Origin of the sequence: Aeromicrobium sp. MLTX1, from assembly GCF_046452335.1 — a bacterium.
GTDB lineage: Bacteria > Actinomycetota > Actinomycetes > Propionibacteriales > Nocardioidaceae > Aeromicrobium.
Window position 1 is genome coordinate 1824242 of sequence record NZ_JBKFDN010000001.1, and the last position, 19032, is coordinate 1843273.

Sequence of the window (19032 nt, forward strand, 5' to 3'; positions counted from 1 at the left end):
ATCGGGCGATCCGCCCGAAACGCGTCACAAAAGTTGGGTCGGGGCGCGCGTCAGCCGATCCCGAGCAGGTTCGCCATCACGGTCACGCCCGTGACGATGATGACGATGCCGATGATGTCGAACACGATGCCCGAGCGGAGCATCTTGGTGATCGGCACCATGCCCGTGCCGTAGACGATCGCGTTCGGCGGCGTGGAGACCGGCAGCATGAAGCCGAACGAGGCGCCGAAGACGGCGGCCAGCACGGGGATGGCCGGGTTGACGTCGGCGGCCAGCGCGAGCTGCGCGGCGATCGGCGCCACCACGACGACGCTCGCGGTGTTGCTGGTCGTCTCGCTGATGAGCACCGCGATGACGGTGGCCAGGATCGTGATGCCGACGAGGGTGTCCGTGCCGAGCAGGTCGGACAGCGACGTGCCCATCGTCTCGGCCAGGCCGGTGGACGACAGCAGACCGCCGAGCGCGATGCCGCTGCCGAAGAGGATGATCGTGCCCCAGTCGATCTTCACCGCGTCGTTCCAGTTCAGCGTGAACTCGCGCTTGCCCCAGTCGAGCGGCAGCAGGAACAGCAGCGAGGCGGCGAAGATCGCGACGGCGCCCTCGTCGAGGTGCTCGAGCAGCCAGTCGTACGTGTCGGACTCGCCTCCGGTGACCAGACCGACCGCGCCGGGCAGCACCCACAGGGCGACGGCGACGGCGAACGCGATGAGGGTGTTGCGGCCGCCGGGGCCCATCGTGCCGAGCTTCTTCCGCTCCTCGGCGATGTAGCCCTCCACGCCCTCGACGCGCTTGATCTCGGGCTTGTTCAGCCGCACCAGCACGATGCACAGCACGAGGAACATCAGCAGGACGAGCGGGAACGCCAGGATCATCCACTGGAAGAACGGGACGGTGACGTCGAGCTCCTCCTCGAGGTACGCGCGGCCGATGAGGTTCGGCGGGCTGCCGACGGGGGTGAGCAGGCCGCCGACGCTCGCGCTGTAGGCCACCATCAGCATCAGTGCGGTGGCGAACTGGAGTCGCTGCGGGTTGAGGTCGGTGTCGCCGTCGCTGCTGCGGCGCATGGCCGAGGCCATGAAGCCGACGATGCCGGCGCCGATCGGCATCATCATGGCGGCGGTCGCGGTGTTGGAGACGAAGCCGCTCAGCAGGGCGGTGATCGCGCCGAACGCCACGATGATGCGCGTGGTGGACGCGGCGACGCCGGGCAGGCTCAGGATCCCGAAGGCGAAGCGCCGGTCGAGCCCGTGCTTGCGCATCGACTCGGCGAGGATGAAGCCGCCGATGAACACGAAGATCGTGCTGTTGCCGAACGCGCCGAAGACGTCGTCGGCGGTCGCGATGCCCAGGGCGATCACGGCCGCCATGGCGAGCATCGCGGTGACCGGGATCGGGATCGCCTCGCAGATCCAGTAGACGGCGACCCAGGTGAGCACGCCCGCGAGGCGCTGCGCCGGCTCGTCCAGCGAGCCGCAGGCGATGTACGCCACGATGCCCAGGATCGGACCCGCGAACAGCCCGGTCGTGCGGCGGATGCGCTCGAAGCGCTGCTCGGCCGGACTGAGCGTCTCCTGGACCTCGTCGAACGTGCGGTAGGTGGTCGGTCGTTCCTCGGCCGTGCTCATCGCGCCCCCCCTGGCGGTGGTGATCGGAGTCACATCAGCCTAGGGAGGCCCCAGGGGTTACGCGAACGGGAGCTCGGCCTGGTCGTCCTCGTCGTCGGCGCTGCTGGCCAGGTGGCGGTGCGCCTGGAGGATCTCCACCTCGGGCCGCTCGGCCACCCAGCGCTCCACGGCGTCGAGCACCTCGACGACGTGCGCGCGGTCGATCGAGACGAGGGAGCCACCGATCCCCGCGCGGCGGTAGAGGTCGAGCGAGTCGGTCTCGGCGGCGGACACCGAGAACCGACGCCGCAGCTCGTTGACGATCGGGCGGACGATGGCGCGCTTCTCCTTGAGGGAGTGCACGTCACCGAGCCGCAGGTCGAACTCGATCCATCCCACCCACACGTGATCAGTGTGGCAGGAGGTCGTCGACGAGGCGGTGGAGGTGCGTGCGCAGGTCCTCCAGCGGCTGGACGGTGCGCAGGGCGCGCGCGGTCAGGATCGCGCCCTCGATGGCGCTGATCTGGAAGCGCGCGAAGGCGGTGGCGGGCTCCGGCTGCGCACCGGCCTCGACCAGGAGGTCGGCGAAGGAGCGCGTCCACGTGTCGAAGACCTCGGCCGCCGCCTCGACGACCTGGGGGAACTCGCTGCCGGCGATCGCGGCCGCGGCGACCGGGCAGCCGAGGGCGTAGTCGTGGCGCTCCAGCTGGCCCACCCACCAGTCGATCCGGAGATCGAGGTGGGCGTGCGGTCCGGCCGCGCCGTCGCGGCGGGCCATGAAGTCGCCGGCGCGACGGGTGGCCGCCGCGACGAGCTCGGCCTTGCCGCCGGGGAAGTGCTGGTAGATCGACTGGCGCGCCGTCCCGCTGGAGCTGAGCAGCTCGGCGATGCCCGTGCCCTGGACGCCGTGGCGCCGCAGCGACGTGATCGTGGCGTCGAGGAGCCGCTCGCGGGGCGAGGTGCGGGAGGCCATGGTGGACACCATAGACCGATCGGTCTACATTGACCAGCATGATCGCCCTGCCGCTCACCGATGAACAGCTCGCCCAGATGTCCCGCATGACCGGGCTCGAGTTCCTCCGGTTCGCCTTCACGCTGCCGCGCGACCAGCGCCCCGCCGTGATCGGTGACCTCTTCGACATGCAGGTGATCTCGCTGGAGGAGGGGAAGGCGACGTTCACGATCCAGTCGCTGCCGACGGCGGCCAACCCACTCGGCACGCTCCACGGCGGCGCCTGCGCGACCCTGTTGGACTCGGTGATGGGCTGCGCCGTGCACACGATGCTGGGCCCCGGAGTCGGCTACGGCACGCTCGAGCTCAAGGTCAACTACATCCGCACGGTCCCGGTGGACGGCCGCACGCTGACGGGCACCGGCTCGATCATCCACGCCGGTCGCAGCACCGCCACGGCCGAGGGCAAGGTGCTCGACCCCGACGGCAAGCTCGTCGCGCACGGCACCACGACGTGCATGATCTACTCCTGAGCGGTCGCGACGACGCCCGCTAGGGTGGTCGTCAGGTGTGCCGGGAAGTCTGGTCGGCGTCCTGCCACCGACCCCTGAAGGACCACCATGACCTCACCCGGCCTGTTCACCCGTGGCAGCTGGCCCGAGTCCGCCCGCATCGCCGACATCCTGCGCCGCGAGACCGTGGGCGGCACGATCCTCGTGGTCGCCGCCCTCGCCGCGCTCGTCTGGGCCAACTCGCCCTGGTCCGCCGCGTACTTCGACCTCGCCCAGACCCGCATCGGCCCTGCGGCGCTGCACCTGGACCTCACCGTCTCGCAGTGGTCGGCGGACGGCCTGCTGGCGATCTTCTTCTTCGTCGTCGGGCTCGAGCTCAAGCGTGAGTTCGTCGCGGGCGACCTCAGCGACCCGCGCCGCGCGGCCCTGCCCGTGGTGGCGGCGGTCGGCGGCATGGCCGTCCCGGCGCTGATCTTCGTGGCGTTCAACCTCGGCCACGGCACCACCGACGGCTGGGCGATCCCCACCGCCACCGACATCGCGTTCGCGGTGGCGGTGCTCGCGGTCCTCGGCACGCACCTCCCGTCGGCGCTGCGCACGTTCCTGCTGACCCTCGCCGTCGTCGACGACCTGCTCGGGATCACGGTGATCGCGGTCTTCTACACCGCCTCGGTCGACCTGCTGATGCTCGCCGCGATGCTCGTCCCGCTGGCGCTGTTCGCCCTGGTCGTCCGGCGTGGGCCGCGCACGGCGTGGCTGCTGGTGCCGCTCGCGGTGCTGACCTGGATCCTCATGCACGAGTCGGGCGTGCACGCGACCGTCGCGGGCGTGCTGCTGGGCTTCACCGTGCCGGCGCGCGGCGACCACAGCACCGCCGAGCGGATGGAGCACCGGGTGCGCCCCGTCTCCACGGGCTTCGCCGTGCCCGTGTTCGCGTTCTTCGCGGCGGGCGTCGCCGTGTCGGGCGACGTGCTGGCGGACGCGTTCAGCTCGCCGGTCACCCTCGGCATCGTGGCGGGCCTCGTGCTCGGCAAGCCGATCGGCATCGTCGGCAGCGCGATGCTGCTGTCGGCCACGACGAAGGCGCAGCTCGACCCGAGCATCCGCTGGATCGACGTCCTCGGCGTGGCGATGCTCGCGGGCATCGGGTTCACGGTCTCGCTGCTGATCGGCGACCTCGCGTACGCCACCGACGAGCTCGAGGAGTACGTGAAGATCGGCGTGCTCGCCGGCTCCCTGACGGCGTCGGTCCTCGCCGCGATCGTGCTGCGACGCCGCAACCGGCACTACCGCGACGTCGAGCGCGAGGAGTCGCTGGACGACGACGGCGACGGCGTGCCCGACGCGTTCCAGCGCTGAGTCAGAGCACCCAGACGAAGCCCGCGGCGCAGATCCCCAGCAGCAGGACGAGCCACGGGGTGGTCCTCCAGCCGAGGAACGGCTTCTGCAGGATCACGACCGTGACGGCGTAGATGATGATCGCGAGCGGGACCGAGACGCCGAGCAGGATGATCTGGTCGCTGCGCCGGTCGGCGCCGATCGCCTGCGCGGCACCGATCGCGCCGAACAGGCCGTGGATCGAGGTGACCACCCACGTGATCGCCATGATCCGGCGGCGGACGATGTTGAGGGACTCCTCCGAGGCGTCGGGGAGGCGCTGGCTCATGCCGTGGTCCTTTCGTGGGCCCGGTCGGCCCGCTCGATGAGTTCGTGCAGCCATCGGTTGACCTGCTGGAGCTCGGCGACGTCCATGTCGAAGCGCTCGAGCATCGTGGCCGGGACGGCCAGCGCCTGCTCGCGCAGGGCGCGACCCTCGTCGGTGACGGTGAGCGAGAAGGCCCGGTCGTCGCCGGCACGCCGGTCGCGGCGGATGAGGCCGGCCGTCTCCAGGCGCTTGACGAGCGGCGACACGGTGGCCGGCTCGAGGCGCAGGGCGTCGCTCAGTCCGCGCAGGGTGAGGCCATCGTTCTCCCACAGCGCCAGCATCACGAGGTACTGCGGATGGGTGAGGCCGAGCGGCTCGAGGACGTCGCGGTAGCAGCCGATCACGGTGCGAGACGCGACCGAGAGCGCGAAGCACACCTGCTCGTCCAGGGAGAGCGGGTTCGGGGCCGTCGTCATGTCATCAGTGTACTAATGGTTCGTGGGCTCACGAAATCGTCTCGCGCCCGGACCCGCCGGGGCTTAAGTTGGCCCCATGGCCTTCCGCCACCGTCGCGAGTACGACGAGACCGTGCCCCGGGCGCTCCGCGCGGCGCGCGACTCGTACGACGCCGCCACCTCCGAGTACGAGGAGGCCATCTCCCGCGCCCGGCGCGAGTGGGCGGCCGCCCTGGCCACGGCGATCGAGGCCGGGATGTCGTACCAGGAGATCGCCGACGAGGTCGGCGTCTCGCACACCAGCATCAGCCGCGCGATCAAGCAGTACGGCTCGGACTGAGGCCTCGGTGAGGCGGGTCCACGTGACGGTGCGCGGCCGGGTGCAGGGCGTCGGCTACCGCTGGTCCACGCGCCTCGTGGCCGAGCGCGCGGAGGTCACCGGCTGGGTGCGCAACTGCGACGACGGCACGGTCGAGGCCGAACTGCAGGGAGAGCCCGAGCGGCTCGATGCCGTCCTCGCGTGGATGGCCGAGGGGCCTCCCGGCTCGGTGGTGGAGTCGCACGACGTGACCGATCTGGAGCCGGTGGAGTCGAGCGGATTCGACGTCCGCTGAGACGACGAAAGCCCCGGTGTGAACCGGGGCCTCAGTGCTGGTGGTACACCCCCAGGGACTCGAACCCTGAACCCGCTGATTAAGAGTCAGCTGCTCTGCCAATTGAGCTAGGGGTGCTCGGTGACGCGATCACCAACTCTAGCGCACACCCTCCCGCGACATGAAATCGAGTGCCACCATGACGACATGACGACCATCGCGGACTGGAATCGCAGCACCTTCGCCCACGAGGGGATCACGCACGAGACGTTCCGGCGCGGCACGGGTCCCGGTGTCGTCGTCCTGCACGAGCTGCCCGGGATCACGCCGGAGGTCATCGCGTTCGCCGACGAGGTGGTCGAGCGCGGCTTCACGGTGGTCATGCCGAACCTGTTCGGCGACCCCGGACGGCCGATGACGGCGGGCTACACGGTCCGGTCGGTGGTGCGCGGCTGCGTCAGCAAGGAGTTCACGGCGCTCGCGCTGCGCCGCACGGCTCCCGTGACGCGATGGCTCGCGGCGCTCGCGTCCGACCTGCACGCCTCGGTGGGCGGTCCCGGCGTCGGCGCGGTCGGGATGTGCTTCACGGGCGGGTTCGCCCTGGCGATGCTGGTGGACGACGCGGTGGTCGCACCGGTCCTCGCCCAGCCGTCGCTGCCGTTCCCCGTCACGCCCGCGCGCTCGCGCGACCTCGGGCTGTCGCCCGCCGACCACGCGCGGGTGCTGGACCGGGTCGCTTCCGGCTGTCCCGTGCTGGGTCTGCGCTACGAGGACGACCCGGCCTCCGGCGGGCGCTTCGAGGTCCTGCGGCGCGAGCTGAGGGAGCGGTTCATCGCCGTGGAGTTCCCGGGCCGCAAGCACAGCACCCTGACGCTGCACCGACAGCAGCGCGCCGTCGATGCGGTCCTGGACTTCCTCGACGAGCGGCTGCGGTGACGGTCAGGAGAGCGCGTCGAGCAGCGCCCGGGCCGCGCTGTGGCCGCCGAGGCCGCTGACCGCTCCGCCGCGGCGCGCGCCGCTGCCGCACAGCAGCACCCGCGGGTGCGCGGTCGCGACGCCCCAGCGCTCGGCCGGCGAGTGCGGGCGCTCGCCCTCCTCGAGCCACGGCCACGCGAGGTCGCCGTGGAAGATGTGGCCGCCCGGCATCGCCAGCTCGTGCTCGATCTCGGTGGGGGTCTTCGCCTCGATCCCGAGGATGAGCGGCTCGATCGGCTCGGCGAGGTGCTCGTCGAGCGCGGCCAGGACCCGCTTCACGGCCTCCTCCTTGGCGCCGGGGGCGTCGAGGACGCCGGGCGGCGTGTGCAGGCCGAAGTACGTCAGCGTCTCGGCGCCGGTGTCGCGCAGCTCGGGTCCGAGGATCGAGCGGTCGGTCAGGGTGTGGCAGTAGAACTCGCCGGTGGCCGGCGGCAGGTCGCCCGACTCGGCGACCGACCACGCGTGCTGCAGCTGCTCGAAGGACTCGTCGAGGTGGAACGTGCCGGCGAACGCCACGCGCGGGTCCACGCCCGAGGCGAGCTCGGGCAGTCGTGAGAGCAGGACGTTGAGCTTGAGCTGGGCGCCCGCGGGCTTGCTGGTCGGGGAGTGGCCGAGCAGCCGCTCCAGCACGTACGGCGCCGCGCCGAACAGGACGTGGTCGGCGCGCTCGACGAACCCGTCGCCGCAGATCGTGACGTCGACGTCGCTCACGTCGATGCCGTCGACGGCCGAGTTGAGGCGGATCTCCGCGCCGGCCTCGGTGGCGACCCGGGCGAGCTCCTGCGTGACCGCGCCCATGCCGCCGACGGGGACGCGCCACTCACCCGTGCCGTTGCCGATCAGGTGGTAGAGGAAGCAGCGGTTCTGCACGAGGGAGAGGTCCTCGAGCGACGCGAAGGTGCCGATCAGCGCGTCGGTGGCGACGACACCGCGCACGACGTCGTCGGCGAACCGGCGGCGGATGGCCTCGCCGATGGGCTGCTCGACGAGATCGGTCCAGATCGCCATCTCGACGTGGTCGCGCATGTCGCCGATGTGGGGGAGCGGTTGGAGCAGCGTGGGCGCGAGGGCCCGGGCCAGCGTGCCGACCTCGTCGTAGAACGCGTTCCAGGCCTCGAACTCGGCGTCGCCGCCGGTGAGCTCGGCGAACGAGGCGCGCGTGGCCTCGCCGCCGGAGGTCTCGATGAGCAGCCCGCCGGCGCGTCCGTCGCGGCGCCACGGCGTGAACGACGCGGTGTCGCGAGACCGCAGCTCGAGGTCGAGCCCCAGCTGGTCGATGAGCGCCTGCGGGAACAGGCTCACGAGGTAGGAGAAGCGCGAGAGCCGCGCGTCGTGCCCGTCGAACGCCTGCGCGCTCACCGCGGCACCGCCCACGCGGTCGAGCCGCTCGAGCACCAGCACGTCGAGCCCCGCCCGCGCCAGCAGCGCCGCCGCCACGAGCCCGTTGTGTCCTGCCCCGACGATGACGACGCGTTCGGCCATGTCCCGAGCCTACGGGCGCGCCGGCTCACGAACGATGAGGCATTCGGGTACCTCGGCGGGGCGAAATGCCTCATCGTCCGTCCAAGCGACCCCGGCTCGTTAGGGTGAGGCGCATGTCACAGGAGTTCGTCGGCGCGATCGACCAGGGGACGACCAGCACGCGGTTCATGGTGTTCGACCACCGCGGGGAGGAGCAGGGGCGGCACCAGGTCGAGCACGAGCAGGTGCTGCCGCAGGCCGGCTGGGTGGAGCACGACGCGACCGAGATCTGGGAGAACACCCGCGAGGTCATCGAGAAGGGACTCGAGGCCGCTGGGATCACCGCGGCCGACCTCGCCGCCGTCGGCATCACCAACCAGCGCGAGACCACGGTCGTGTGGGACCGGCGCACGGGCGAGCCCTACGCGAACGCGATCGTCTGGCAGGACACCCGCACCGCCGACCTCGCGAAGCGGCTCGACGAGGAGGGCCACGGATCGGTCATCCACGCCAGGTCCGGCCTGCCGCCCGCCGCGTACTTCGCCGGCGGCAAGCTGCACTGGATCCTGGAGAACGTCGACGGGGTGCGCGAGGACGCCGAGGCCGGGCACGCGCTGTTCGGCACGATCGACACCTGGCTCATCTGGAACCTCACCGGCGGCACCGACGGCGGCGTCCACGTCACCGACGTCACGAACGCCAGCCGCACCATGCTGATGAACCTCGAGAGCCTCGAGTGGGACGACGAGCTGCTCGAGATCTTCGACGTCCCGCGGCAGATGCTGCCCGAGATCACCTCCTCGTCGCAGGAGTTCGGACGCACCACCAAGGACGGCCCGTTCGGCGCCGAGGTGATCCTTGCGGGCAACCTCGGCGACCAGCACGCCGCGCTCGTCGGTCAGGCCTGCTTCGAGCCGGGCATGCTCAAGAACACGTACGGCACGGGCAACTTCCTCGTGCTCAACACCGGCACCGAGATCGTGCGCTCCGACCGCGGGCTGCTGACCACGCTGGCCTACCGGTTCGGCGACGAGCCGCCCGTCTACGCGCTCGAGGGCTCGATCGCCGTCACGGGATCGGCGATCCAGTGGCTGCGCGACCAGCTCAAGGTCTTCGACGACGCCGCCGACTCCGAGGCGCTCGCCGAGACGGTGGACGACAACGGCGGCGTCTACTTCGTGCCGGCGTTCAGCGGCCTGTTCGCGCCGTACTGGCGCTCCGACGCCCGCGGTGTGATCGTCGGGCTCTCGCGCTTCAACACCGTGGCCCACGTGGCCCGGGCCGCCCTCGAGGCGATCTGCTACCAGAGCAAGGATGTCGTCGACGTCATGATCGCGGACTCGGGCATCGAGCTGGAGGTGCTGCGCGTCGACGGCGGCATCACCGCGAACGAGCTGTGCATGCAGATCCAGGCGGACATCCTCGACATCGAGGTCAGCCGCCCGGTGGTCCCCGAGACCACGTGCCTCGGCGCCGCCTACGCCGCCGGCCTCGCCGTCGGCTTCTGGGCCAGCACCGACGAGCTCGTGGCGAACTGGTCGGAGTCGAAGCGCTGGAGCCCCGACTGGGACGACGAGCAGCGCGAGGCCGGCTACCACCAGTGGAAGAAGGCCGTCGAGCGCACGCTGGGGTGGGTCGAGTGAGCGCCGGGACCAGCGCGGGCCTGTCCGCCGCGGCGATGGCCGAGCGGGCCGTGGTGCGCGGCTTCGCCCGACTGCCGGAGTCCGTCGTCGCGCGGCTCGGCCGGCATGCCCCGGTCAATCGCGACGGCGAGCAGCTCTCGCCCGAGATCGCCGTGGCGCTGCGCGTCCTCAACCGGATCCCCGGAGGCGACTTCACCGAGCACCCCGTCGAGCAGGCCCGCCGCATGCTGACCGACGAGGCCCTCGTGTTCGCCGACGTCTTCCCCGACTTCGCCGTCGAGGAGGACCTTCTGATCCCGAGCGCGGCCGGTCCGATCCCGGCCACCCGCTACCGCGCGACCACCGAGTCGAAGGGGCTCGTCGTGTACTTCCACGGCGGCGGCTGGGTGCTGGGCAGCCGTGTCAGCACCGACTCGGCGGTGCGCTTCCTAGCCACCGAGGCCGGCGTCGACGTCCTGTCGGTCGACTATCGGCTCGCCCCCGAGCACCCGTTCCCGGCCGCGGTCGAGGACGCCGAGGCCGCGTGGGACTTCGCCGTCGAGCACGCACCCGGCTGGGGGCTCGACCCGCATCGCATCGTCGTCGCGGGCGACAGCGCCGGCGGCAACCTCAGCGCCGTGCTGTCCAACCGGCTCCGCGGTCGCGACGTCGTGCCCGCGCTCCAGGTGCTGCTGTTCCCTGTCACGGACCTGTCCACCAAGCACCCGTCGTACCAGGAGTTCTCCGACGGCTTCTTCCTCACCGAGAAGCACATGGACTGGTACCGCGAGCGCTACCTGGCGGATCCGGCCGACGCGCTCGACCCGCAGGCCTCGCCGCTGCTGGAGCCCGACCTGTCCGGGGCCCCGCCGGCGTACGTCGCCGTGGCGGGCTTCGACCCGCTGCGCGACGAGGGGATCGCCTACGCCGAGCGTCTCGAGCAGGCGGGCGTGCCGACCACGCTGGCGCGCGAGGGATCGCTGATCCACGCCTTCGTGAACATCACCGGCGTCAGCCGTCCCGCACGGGAGGCCACCACCCGCATTGCCCGAGCGATCGCGGCGGCCATGGCCTGACACTGGTTGACTGGAGCCCATGCGACCGGTTGCCCTCTCCCCGCAGCACCGCCAGGAGGCGCTCGACGCGCTGGCCTCGGAACACCTCGACGTCCTCGTGATCGGCGGTGGCGTCGTCGGCGGAGGCGCGGCCCTCGACGCGGCGACCCGCGGCCTGTCCGTGGGACTCGTGGAGGCGCGCGACTTCGGCTCCGGCACGTCCAGCCGGTCGAGCAAGCTCGTGCACGGTGGCCTGCGCTACCTCGAGATGCTCGACTTCCGCCTCGTCGCCGAGGCCCTGGGCGAGCGCAGCCTGCTCATCGACAAGCTCGCGCCGCACCTGGTCAAGCCGGTGCCGTTCCTCTACCCGCTGACCCACCGCGTCTGGGAGCGCTTCTACGCGGGCTCCGGCGTCGCCCTGTACGACTCGATGGCGCTGTTGTCGGGCCGCTCGCGTGGGGTGCCGCGACACCGCCACCTCACCCGCACCGGCGCCCGCCGGATCATGCCCGCGCTCCGCAAGGACGCCCTCGTCGGCGCCCTGCACTACTACGACGGCCAGGTCGACGACGCCCGCCACACGATGTTCCTCTCGCGGACGGCCGCCGCGTACGGCGCGCACGTCGCCAGCCGCACCCGCGTGATCGACCTCCTGCGCGAGGGCGACCGCGTCGTCGGCGCGCGGGTGAAGGACCTCGAGTCCGGCCGTGAGATCGACATCCGCGCACGCCAGGTCGTCAACGCCACGGGCGTGTGGACCGACGAGACGCAGTCGTTCGCCGCCGAGCGAGGCCAGTTCAACGTGCGCGCCAGCAAGGGCATCCACCTCGTCGTGCCGCGCGACCGGATCCGCGGCGAGTCGGGCCTGATCCTGCGCACCGAGAAGTCGGTCCTGTTCGTCATCCCGTGGGGCCGCCACTGGATCATCGGCACCACCGACACCGACTGGTCGCTCAGCAAGGACCACCCGGCCGCGAGCGCCAAGGACATCCAGTACCTGCTCGACCACGTGAACCGCGTGCTCGTCGAGCCGCTCGAGCCCGAGGACGTCGAGGGCGTCTACGCCGGCCTGCGCCCGCTGCTGGCGGGGGAGGACGAGGCCACGAGCAAGCTCTCGCGCGAGCACGCCGTGTCGACCTCGGTGAAGGGCCTCGTCGTGATCGCGGGCGGCAAGTACACGACCTACCGGATCATGGCCAAGGACGCGATCGACGCGGCCGTGCAGCAGATGGGCACGCTGCTCGACCGGCGGGTGCCGGAGTGCGTCACCGACGACATCCCGCTGCTCGGCGCCGACGGGTACTCGGCCCTGTGGAACCAGCGCCAGGCGCTCGCCGCCGCGCACGGCATCGGCGTCGGCCGGGTGGAGCACCTGCTCAACCGCTTCGGCACGCTGGCCACCGAGGTGCTCGACCTCATCGCCGAGCGTCCCGACCTGGGCGAGCCGCTCGCGGGCTCCGACGACTACCTGCGCGCCGAGGTCGTCTACGGCGTCACGCACGAGGGCGCCCGCCACCTCGACGACATCCTCGCCCGCCGCACGCGCATCTCGATCGAGACCTTCCATCGCGGCACCGAGTCCGCGCAGGACGCGGCGGCGCTCATGGCCGAGGCGCTCGGCTGGTCCGACGAGCAGCGCGAGCGCGAGGTCGACCACTACCTCAAGCGGGTCGACGCCGAGCGTGAGAGCCAGACGATGCCCGACGACGAGACGGCCGACGCGGCCCGCCTCGGCGCCCCTGATGTCGTGCCGGTGGCGCGCCAGTGAGCCCCGAGAAGGTCCTCGTCGTCTCGGCGACGAAGGCCGAGGCCGCCCACCTGCCCGCCGAGATGCCGCTGGTGCTCACGGGGATCGGCAAGGTCGAGGCCGCCGCCGCCACCACCGAGGCGATCGCGGCGCTGCGGCCCGAGCTCGTGCTCAACGTGGGCACGGCGGGCGCCCTGCGTCCGGGCCTCACGGGGCTGTTCCTGCCGTCCACGGTGCTCAACCACGACTACTCGGCCGATGCGATCCGCGCCCTCGGGCACGACGCGGTCGACGAGATCGACCTGCCTGACGGTGATGGGTCCGTGCTCGCCACGGGCGACCTGTTCGTGACCGACCCGGTCGTGCGCGACGCCCTGGCCGAGCGCGCGCACCTCGTCGACATGGAGGGCTTCGCCGTGGCCCGCGCGGCCCAGCGCGCCGGCGTCCCGTGCCGGCTCGTGAAGATCGTCAGCGACGCCGCCGACGACTCCGCCCTGGAGTGGACGGCCGTGGTCGACGCGTGCGCCCGCCTGCTCGGCCACTGGGTGCGCGAGCAGATCGTCTGAGGCTCAGGGCTCGGGGTCGTCCTCGCGGGCCCACGCGATCGCCACGAGCCGGCGCAGCACCTCGAGGTCGACGTCGTCGAGCTTCTTGACGTACACGCAGCCCGCGCCCTCGATGTAGGTGCCGAGCGAGGGCAGCAGCGCGGCGCCCTCGGGACGGTCCTTCAGCCCGTAGAGCGACAGCGAGGCCTTGCGCGGCGAGAACGCGACCTTGGGCCAGTTCCCGCGGGTGCGCGGGTTGGCGGGGGAGACGTAGCGGTAGCTGCCGTACCCCACCATCGACGGCCCCCACAGGACCGGGTCCGCGCCGGTGACCTCGTGGAAGAGCTCGGCGAGCCGCAGTCCGTCCTCGCGACGGCGCGCGGGAGTGGCGGTCTCCAGGAAGGCCTCGACGTCGGCGTCCGTGGGCTGGGTCTTGATCTCGGCCATGAGGCCATCATGACGCATGAGAACGGCCCGGAATCATCGATTCCGGGCCGTTTCCTGGGGTGGATGACGGGACTTGAACCCGCGGCCACCGGCACCACAAGCCGGTGCTCTACCAACTGAGCTACACCCACCATGTGCGCCTCTCGGCACAGCGCGACGAGTCTACCGGACGTCGCGCGCGGGACCTACTCCGAGGGGGTGGTCCCGGCGATCTCGGCCGCGATGGCACGCGCCGACTCGCTGTCGATGCCCGGATCGGGCGTGAAGACGGTGCGGCGGTAGTAGCGCAGCTCGTCGATGCTCTCGCGGATGTCGGCCAGCGCGCGGTGGGCGCCGCCCTTCTCCGGGGCCGCGAAGTAGGCGCGCGGGAACCAGTGGCGCGCCAGCTCCTTGATGGAGGAGACGTCGATGACGCGGTAGTGCAGCCAGTCCTCGAGCTCGACCATGTCGCGGGCCAGGAAGGCGCGGTCGGTGCCGATGGAGTTGCCGGCCAGCGGGGTCTTGCGCGGCTCCTTGGCGTACTGGCGCACGTACTCGAGCACCTGCTCCTCGGCCTCGCGCACCGTGATGCCGTGGGCGAGCTCGACGAGCAGCCCCGAGGACGTGTGCATCTGCGTGACGACCTCGTTCATCTGGTCGAGCGCCGCCTGCGGGGGCTTGATGATGAGGTCGACGCCGTCGCCGAGGATGTTGAGGTCGTAGTCGGTGACCAGGGCGGCGATCTCGACCAGGGCGTCGTCCTGGATCGACAGGCCCGTCATCTCGCAGTCGATCCACACCAGCTTGTCGTTCACCCCGCCACCCTAGTCCGCGACGCCGACGGGTGGGCGGCGACGGGTAGGCTTCCGGCCGTACCGCGTATACGTCTGAGGAGCCACACGTGACGAACGACCGCCAGGCCCGCGCCGCCCGCGCCGAGCAGATGCGCAAGGAGCGCGAGAAGGCCGAGCGCAAGCAGCGCAACAAGATCACCGTCGCGATCGTCGCCGTGGTGGTCGTGCTGATCGCCGCGGCCGGCTGGGGCATCAAGTCCCTCTCGGACTCCAACGAGAAGAACACCGAGGTCATCGAGCCGAAGAACCTCACCGAGAGCGGCGTCGACTTCCCGGCGACCGGCGGCGACGTCGAGAACGCCGACGCGCCCCTCGTGGAGATCTTCGAGGACTTCCTGTGCCCCGCGTGCGGCTCGTTCGAGCAGCTGAGCGGCCAGTTCCTGCAGGACCAGGCCGCGTCGGGCGCCATCCGCCTGCGCTTCATGCCGTTCTCGTTCCTGCACAACCAGAGCACCAACGACTACTCGCGTCGCGCCACCAATGTGGCGATGTGCGCCGTCGACCAGGACGGTCCCGAGGCCTTCTGGAAGGTCCACAACGCGCTGTACGCCAACCAGCCCTCCGAGGGTGGCGCCGGTCCCGAGAACGCCGCGCTGATCGACCTGGCCGAGGAGGCCGGCGTCACCGGCATCGACGACTGCGTCCGCACCGAGCGCTTCGTGCCGTGGATCGACGACGTGAAGGACACCTTCACCGACGAGCGCGACATCTCCGGCACGCCCACGGTCCACATCGACGGCAAGAACTCCGAGGCGCGCACGCCGCAGGAGCTGCAGGCCGCGATCGACGAGGCGTCCAAGTCCTGACGTGACGAACGACCGCAAGGCCCGCGCCGCTCGAGCCGAGCAGGCGCGGGTCGAGCGCGAGCGGGCCGCGCGCCGCAAGCGCCTCACGATCACGGCCACGGGCGTGGTGGGAGCGCTCGTGCTGGTCGCCGTCGTCGCGTGGGGGATCTCCTCGCTCGGCGGCGACGACACCGCTGACGGCCCGGTCGTCGAGCCGCGGGGACTCACCGAGGGCGGGGTCCAGCACCCCGGCACGCCGGCGAGCGACGCGCCGGTCGTGGAGGTCTACGAGGACTTCCTCTGCTCGCACTGCGCGGACTTCGAGGACGAGCACGGCGCCTACCTGACCGACCTCGCGGAGCAGGGCGAGATCGCGCTGCGCTTCGTGCCGATGACGGTCCTCGACGGCACGGCCGACTCCGGCCCGGCCCACGACGCGATGAACGCGGCGTTCTGCGTCGCCGACCGCCAGGGCGCCGAGGCGTTCTGGGCGATGAAGCCCGCGCTGTTCGCGGCCGGCTTCGCTCGGGGAGAGGCCGAGCCCACGCAGCGGGCGCTCGCCGCGGTCGCCCGCGACGTCGGCGTGCCAGACGTCGAGGCCTGCCTCGAGGAGGGTACCTTCGTGCCGTGGCTCAACGAGGTGCGCGAGCAGGCCCGCGAGCGGGGCGTCGGCGGCACGCCATCGGTGTTCGTCGACGGCACGAAGCTCGAGGACCCGGCGACCGTGCGCTCGGCCGTCGAGGACGCGCTCGCGTCCTGACGGCCCTCAGGTCACCAGCGCAGCTCGACCTCGATCTCGTTCTCGTCGCCGATCTCGACCTCGACGGTCAGCTCGACCTCGTCGGGCACGTCGACGGTGATGCGGTGCCCGTTCTTCTCGAACTCCACGGAGTTGTGGCGCGCGAGCGCGTCGGCCAGGGCGTGCAGCCGGGCGGCGGCCTCCTCGCGGCGCAGGCGCTGGGTCTGGTCGAGCTCGAACAGGTCGCTCATCGCGGTCTCCTTCGGTGGAAGCTGGCGCGCCCGGCAGGATTCGAACCTGCGACCTCGAGATTAGAAGGCTCTTGCTCTATCCAGCTGAGCTACGGGCGCCTGCGGCCACACTATCGGTGGCGGCCGCGGTCGTGACGGCGCTCTAGGCTGTCCCCGTGACGACGACCGAGGTGCAGGCCGCCCTCCCGCGCGAGGACGACCCCCTGCGCCAGCGGGGTCGCAAGCTGCTCGTGATCGCCGTCTGGATCGCCGGCGTCGTCGGCGCGGGCGGTGCGGTGTTCTTCGCCTCCACGTCCGGCTCGGTCGCGGGAGCCTCGCTGGCCCTGGTCTACGCGCTCATCCCGCTGCCGGTCGCGCTCGCCGCGTACTGGTGGCTCGACCGGGTCGAGCCCGAGCCGTTCCGCTACAAGGCCGCCGCGTTCGTGTGGGGCGCCGTGATCGCCGTCGCGATCGCGCTGCCGATGGAGATCGGCATGTCCCGCCTCGGGATGAGCGAGGACTGGCTCATCGCGCTGGGCGCCCCCGTGGCCGAGGAGCTCGCCAAGGGCCTGTTCGTCGTGCTCACGCTGGTGCGGCTGCGCCGGATCATCGACGGCGTGCTCGACGGCCTCATCGTCTCGGGCCTGGTCGCGCTGGGCTTCGCGGCGATGGAGAACGTCGGCTACTACGCCGCGAGCTACCTCGGCTTCGACGAGGTCCCGTACTCGGGCACCGAGATGGCCACCGCCACCTTCGTCGTCCGCGGCCTCTTCAGCCCCTTCGCCCACCCGCTGTTCGCCTCGGCGATCGGCATCGCGATGGGACTCGCGGTGCACCGCTCCTCGCGCCTCCAGCGCTGGGGCCTGCTCGCGCTCGGCTACGTGGCCAGCGTCACCCTGCACGCGCTGTGGAACGGCTCGATCGTCGTGGGCGGGGGTGTCGGCTTCCTGCTGGCCTACGTGGTGCTGGCGTGCCTGCTGCTGGGCCTGGGCATCACCGCCGTCGTCCTGCGGATGCGCCAGTTCGACGTCCTCACCCGGGCGCTCGGCGACATGGCGCGCCGGGGATGGATCCACCCCGCCGAGGTGCCGTGGCTGGTCCGCTTCGGCCGCCGCCGCCAGGCCCGCACCTTCGCCACGCAGTACGGACCCCTCGCCGTCGAGGCCGTCGAGCGCTACCAGCGGCTCGCCACCGAGGCCGCGTTCCTGCACGACGCCGTCATGACCGGACGGGCCAAGCCCGGGGGTCCCGACCGCACCTACGCGCTGCTCGACCGGATGTGGCACCTGCGCCCGTTCCTGCGGCTGCCTCCGGCCCTGCCGCCGGGCGTCAGATGAGTGTCGCGTCGATTCGTTGAGGCTCGGTACTCGCCGGTACGCTGGTGGGCATGGATTATCGCGTCAAGGACCTGTCCCTCGCCGAGTTCGGCCGCAAGGAGATCGAGCTCGCCGAGCATGAGATGCCGGGCCTCATGGCCATGCGCGAGCGCTACGGCGACAGCAAGCCGCTGTCCGGCGCCCGCATCGCCGGCTCGCTGCACATGACGGTGCAGACCGCGGTCCTGATCGAGACCCTCACCGCCCTGGGCGCCGACGTCCGCTGGGCCACCTGCAACATCTTCTCCACCCAGGACCACGCCGCCGCCGCGGTCGTCGTCGGCCCGAACGGCACCGTCGACGCGCCGGCCGGCACGCCGGTCTTCGCGTGGAAGGGCGAGACCCTCGCCGAGTACTGGGACGAGGCCGAGAAGGTCTTCGCCTTCACTGATGAGCAGGGTGCCGAGTGCGGACCGAACGTCCTGCTCGACGACGGCGGCGACATCACGATGCTGCTGCACCTGGGCGTCGAGTACGAGAAGGCCGGCGCCGTCCCGCCGCAGGACTCCACCGACAACGAGGAGTTCAAGGAGGTGCTGCGCGTCCTGGCCCGCTCGCTGGAGACCAAGCCGCAGCACTGGACCAACATCGCGAAGGACATCAAGGGCGTCTCGGAGGAGACCACCACCGGCGTCCTGCGCCTCTACGAGCGCTTCCGCGAGGGCACGCTGCTCTTCCCGGCGATCAACGTCAACGACTCGGTCACCAAGAGCAAGTTCGACAACAAGTACGGCTGCCGCCACTCGCTGATCGACGGCATCAACCGCGCCACCGACGTCATGATCGGCGGCAAGGTCGCGGTCGTGTGCGGCTACGGCGACGTGGGCAAGGGCTCGGCCGAGTCGCTGCGCGGCCAGGGCGCCCGCGTCATCGTCACCGAGATCGACCCGATCTGCGCGCTGCAGGCCGCGATGGACGGCTACGAGGTCAAGCGCCTCGAGTCGGTCGTCGAGTACGCCGACATCTTCGTCACCACGACGGGCAACTTCGACATCATCCGGGTCGAGCACTTCGAGAAGATGAAGCACCAGGCGATCGTCGGCAACATCGGTCACTTCGACAACGAGATCGACATGGCCGGCCTGGCCAAGGTCCCCGGCATCGTCAAGGACGAGATCAAGCCGCAGGTCCACCAGTGGATCTTCCCCGACGGCAAGAAGATCATCGTGCTGTCCGAGGGCCGCCTGCTCAACCTGGGCAACGCCACCGGCCACCCGTCGTTCGTGATGTCGAACTCCTTCACGAACCAGGTGCTCGCGCAGATCGAGCTGTTCAGCAAGGCCGACCAGTACGAGCTGGGCGTGCACGTGCTGCCCAAGCACCTCGACGAGGAGGTCGCCCGGCTGCACCTGGACGCCCTCGGCGTCGAGCTCACGGAGCTGTCGAAGGCCCAGGCCGAGTACCTGGGCGTCGACGTGGCCGGTCCGTACAAGTCGGACCACTACCGCTACTGAGC

The 19032-nt window shown here is 71.2% G+C and carries 22 protein-coding genes and 3 tRNA genes; 13 read left to right on the forward strand and 12 right to left on the reverse strand.

Features of this window, described 5'->3' with window-relative positions; all coding sequences use genetic code 11:
• Positions 1–50 precede the first annotated feature (50 nt).
• Genes ACK99Q_RS08810 through ACK99Q_RS08820 form a run of 3 tightly spaced genes read right to left on the reverse strand, consistent with a single transcriptional unit; the run spans position 51 to position 2577 of the window.
• On the reverse strand, positions 51–1625 hold the full coding sequence (locus ACK99Q_RS08810; protein WP_410185759.1) for an SLC13 family permease: 1575 nt from the start codon (positions 1623–1625) through the stop codon (positions 51–53).
• Between the two features lie 57 nt (positions 1626–1682).
• Positions 1683–2009 carry a DUF503 domain-containing protein gene (locus ACK99Q_RS08815; protein ID WP_410185760.1) on the reverse strand — a complete coding sequence of 109 codons (327 nt, stop codon included), beginning with the start codon at positions 2007–2009 and terminating at the stop codon, positions 1683–1685.
• A gap of 4 nt (positions 2010–2013) precedes the next feature.
• Complete coding sequence (locus tag ACK99Q_RS08820; protein ID WP_410185761.1) at positions 2014–2577, reverse strand: TetR/AcrR family transcriptional regulator; 564 nt, start codon at positions 2575–2577, stop codon at positions 2014–2016.
• Between the two features lie 38 nt (positions 2578–2615).
• Here ACK99Q_RS08820 and ACK99Q_RS08825 point away from each other — a divergent pair, with 38 nt between their 5' ends.
• Positions 2616–3089, forward strand: a complete 474-nt coding sequence (locus ACK99Q_RS08825) for a PaaI family thioesterase (RefSeq protein ID WP_410185762.1) — start codon at positions 2616–2618, stop codon at positions 3087–3089.
• Between the two features lie 87 nt (positions 3090–3176).
• Positions 3177–4427 carry a Na+/H+ antiporter NhaA gene (gene nhaA, locus ACK99Q_RS08830; protein ID WP_410185763.1) on the forward strand — a complete coding sequence of 417 codons (1251 nt, stop codon included), beginning with the start codon at positions 3177–3179 and terminating at the stop codon, positions 4425–4427.
• Between the two features lies 1 nt (position 4428).
• Here nhaA and ACK99Q_RS08835 read toward each other — a convergent pair whose 3' ends face one another.
• Entirely contained in the window at positions 4429–4734 is a 306-nt protein-coding gene (locus tag ACK99Q_RS08835) for a hypothetical protein (RefSeq protein WP_410185764.1), read from the reverse strand.
• Positions 4731–5189: a MarR family winged helix-turn-helix transcriptional regulator gene (locus ACK99Q_RS08840; protein ID WP_410185765.1), complete on the reverse strand. Its 459-nt coding sequence runs from the start codon at positions 5187–5189 to the stop codon at positions 4731–4733. The genes ACK99Q_RS08835 and ACK99Q_RS08840 overlap by 4 nt, the downstream gene beginning before the upstream one ends.
• Positions 5190–5265: 76 nt before the next feature.
• Here ACK99Q_RS08840 and ACK99Q_RS08845 point away from each other — a divergent pair, with 76 nt between their 5' ends.
• Complete coding sequence (locus ACK99Q_RS08845) at positions 5266–5508, forward strand: helix-turn-helix domain-containing protein (protein WP_410185766.1); 243 nt, start codon at positions 5266–5268, stop codon at positions 5506–5508.
• A 22-nt stretch (positions 5509–5530) separates the two neighbouring features.
• The gene (locus ACK99Q_RS08850; RefSeq protein WP_410185767.1) at positions 5531–5782 is read left to right on the forward strand and encodes an acylphosphatase; all 252 of its coding nucleotides are present in this window, start codon (positions 5531–5533) and stop codon (positions 5780–5782) included.
• Between the two features lie 41 nt (positions 5783–5823).
• Here the strand turns inward: ACK99Q_RS08850 and ACK99Q_RS08855 are convergent.
• Positions 5824–5899: transfer RNA gene (locus tag ACK99Q_RS08855), tRNA-Lys, on the reverse strand.
• Positions 5900–5968: 69 nt separating this feature from the next.
• On the opposite strand from ACK99Q_RS08855, the gene ACK99Q_RS08860 reads away from it, so the two are divergent.
• A complete protein-coding gene (locus ACK99Q_RS08860) occupies positions 5969–6697 on the forward strand; it encodes a dienelactone hydrolase family protein (RefSeq protein ID WP_410185768.1) in 729 nt (242 codons plus the stop codon).
• Positions 6698–6700: 3 nt separating this feature from the next.
• Here ACK99Q_RS08860 and ACK99Q_RS08865 read toward each other — a convergent pair whose 3' ends face one another.
• Positions 6701–8218, reverse strand: coding sequence for a phytoene desaturase family protein (locus ACK99Q_RS08865; RefSeq protein ID WP_410185769.1), 1518 nt, complete (start codon positions 8216–8218; stop codon positions 6701–6703).
• 113 nt (positions 8219–8331) lie between these two features.
• On the opposite strand from ACK99Q_RS08865, the gene glpK reads away from it, so the two are divergent.
• The 4 genes from glpK to ACK99Q_RS08885 are packed head-to-tail and all read left to right on the forward strand — an operon-like array spanning position 8332 to position 13187.
• On the forward strand, positions 8332–9840 hold the full coding sequence (gene glpK / locus ACK99Q_RS08870; RefSeq protein WP_410185770.1) for a glycerol kinase GlpK: 1509 nt from the start codon (positions 8332–8334) through the stop codon (positions 9838–9840).
• Positions 9837–10895: an alpha/beta hydrolase gene (locus ACK99Q_RS08875; protein WP_410185771.1), complete on the forward strand. Its 1059-nt coding sequence runs from the start codon at positions 9837–9839 to the stop codon at positions 10893–10895. The genes glpK and ACK99Q_RS08875 overlap by 4 nt, the downstream gene beginning before the upstream one ends.
• Before the next feature lie 19 nt (positions 10896–10914).
• Positions 10915–12642, forward strand: a complete 1728-nt coding sequence (locus ACK99Q_RS08880; RefSeq protein WP_410185772.1) for a glycerol-3-phosphate dehydrogenase/oxidase — start codon at positions 10915–10917, stop codon at positions 12640–12642.
• Positions 12639–13187 carry a nucleosidase gene (locus ACK99Q_RS08885; protein ID WP_410185773.1) on the forward strand — a complete coding sequence of 183 codons (549 nt, stop codon included), beginning with the start codon at positions 12639–12641 and terminating at the stop codon, positions 13185–13187. Before ACK99Q_RS08880 ends, ACK99Q_RS08885 begins: the two co-directional genes overlap by 4 nt.
• 3 nt (positions 13188–13190) lie before the next feature.
• Here the strand turns inward: ACK99Q_RS08885 and ACK99Q_RS08890 are convergent, their stop codons facing one another.
• The 3 genes from ACK99Q_RS08890 to orn form a co-directional block, all read right to left on the reverse strand.
• A complete protein-coding gene (locus tag ACK99Q_RS08890; RefSeq protein WP_410185774.1) occupies positions 13191–13613 on the reverse strand; it encodes a DUF1801 domain-containing protein in 423 nt (140 codons plus the stop codon).
• A gap of 55 nt (positions 13614–13668) precedes the next feature.
• A tRNA-His gene (locus ACK99Q_RS08895) sits at positions 13669–13744 on the reverse strand.
• 54 nt (positions 13745–13798) lie between these two features.
• The gene (gene orn, locus ACK99Q_RS08900; RefSeq protein WP_410185775.1) at positions 13799–14407 is read right to left on the reverse strand and encodes an oligoribonuclease; all 609 of its coding nucleotides are present in this window, start codon (positions 14405–14407) and stop codon (positions 13799–13801) included.
• Between the two features lie 86 nt (positions 14408–14493).
• Between orn and ACK99Q_RS08905 the strand changes: the two genes are divergently transcribed.
• Together ACK99Q_RS08905 and ACK99Q_RS08910 are read left to right on the forward strand one after the other, a co-directional pair.
• The gene (locus tag ACK99Q_RS08905; protein ID WP_410185776.1) at positions 14494–15252 is read left to right on the forward strand and encodes a DsbA family protein; all 759 of its coding nucleotides are present in this window, start codon (positions 14494–14496) and stop codon (positions 15250–15252) included.
• A gap of 1 nt (position 15253) precedes the next feature.
• Complete coding sequence (locus tag ACK99Q_RS08910) at positions 15254–15991, forward strand: DsbA family protein (RefSeq protein ID WP_410185777.1); 738 nt, start codon at positions 15254–15256, stop codon at positions 15989–15991.
• 11 nt (positions 15992–16002) lie between these two features.
• Here ACK99Q_RS08910 and ACK99Q_RS08915 read toward each other — a convergent pair whose 3' ends face one another.
• Positions 16003–16221 carry an amphi-Trp domain-containing protein gene (locus ACK99Q_RS08915; protein WP_410185778.1) on the reverse strand — a complete coding sequence of 73 codons (219 nt, stop codon included), beginning with the start codon at positions 16219–16221 and terminating at the stop codon, positions 16003–16005.
• A 22-nt stretch (positions 16222–16243) separates the two neighbouring features.
• Positions 16244–16320, reverse strand: a tRNA-Arg gene (locus tag ACK99Q_RS08920).
• Positions 16321–16376: 56 nt separating this feature from the next.
• Here ACK99Q_RS08920 and ACK99Q_RS08925 point away from each other — a divergent pair.
• Entirely contained in the window at positions 16377–17537 is a 1161-nt protein-coding gene (locus tag ACK99Q_RS08925; RefSeq protein ID WP_410185779.1) for a PrsW family intramembrane metalloprotease, read from the forward strand.
• 50 nt (positions 17538–17587) lie between these two features.
• Positions 17588–19030 (forward strand): adenosylhomocysteinase, encoded by a 1443-nt coding sequence (ahcY, locus tag ACK99Q_RS08930; RefSeq protein ID WP_410185780.1) that lies wholly within the window; start codon positions 17588–17590, stop codon positions 19028–19030.
• Positions 19031–19032 lie beyond the last annotated feature (2 nt).

Coding starts and splice junctions, on each gene's coding strand:
- ACK99Q_RS08880 (WP_410185772.1), top strand. CDS start 10,915: ATGCGACCGGTTGCCCTCTCCCCGCAGCACCGCCAGGAGGCGCTCGAC.
- ACK99Q_RS08890 (WP_410185774.1), bottom strand. CDS start 13,613: ATGGCCGAGATCAAGACCCAGCCCACGGACGCCGACGTCGAGGCCTTC.
- ACK99Q_RS08845 (WP_410185766.1), top strand. CDS start 5,266: ATGGCCTTCCGCCACCGTCGCGAGTACGACGAGACCGTGCCCCGGGCG.
- ACK99Q_RS08915 (WP_410185778.1), bottom strand. CDS start 16,221: ATGAGCGACCTGTTCGAGCTCGACCAGACCCAGCGCCTGCGCCGCGAG.
- ahcY (WP_410185780.1), top strand. CDS start 17,588: ATGGATTATCGCGTCAAGGACCTGTCCCTCGCCGAGTTCGGCCGCAAG.
- ACK99Q_RS08810 (WP_410185759.1), bottom strand. CDS start 1,625: ATGAGCACGGCCGAGGAACGACCGACCACCTACCGCACGTTCGACGAG.
- glpK (WP_410185770.1), top strand. CDS start 8,332: ATGTCACAGGAGTTCGTCGGCGCGATCGACCAGGGGACGACCAGCACG.
- ACK99Q_RS08835 (WP_410185764.1), bottom strand. CDS start 4,734: ATGAGCCAGCGCCTCCCCGACGCCTCGGAGGAGTCCCTCAACATCGTC.
- ACK99Q_RS08820 (WP_410185761.1), bottom strand. CDS start 2,577: ATGGCCTCCCGCACCTCGCCCCGCGAGCGGCTCCTCGACGCCACGATC.
- ACK99Q_RS08840 (WP_410185765.1), bottom strand. CDS start 5,189: ATGACGACGGCCCCGAACCCGCTCTCCCTGGACGAGCAGGTGTGCTTC.
- ACK99Q_RS08865 (WP_410185769.1), bottom strand. CDS start 8,218: ATGGCCGAACGCGTCGTCATCGTCGGGGCAGGACACAACGGGCTCGTG.
- ACK99Q_RS08860 (WP_410185768.1), top strand. CDS start 5,969: ATGACGACCATCGCGGACTGGAATCGCAGCACCTTCGCCCACGAGGGG.
- ACK99Q_RS08825 (WP_410185762.1), top strand. CDS start 2,616: ATGATCGCCCTGCCGCTCACCGATGAACAGCTCGCCCAGATGTCCCGC.
- nhaA (WP_410185763.1), top strand. CDS start 3,177: ATGACCTCACCCGGCCTGTTCACCCGTGGCAGCTGGCCCGAGTCCGCC.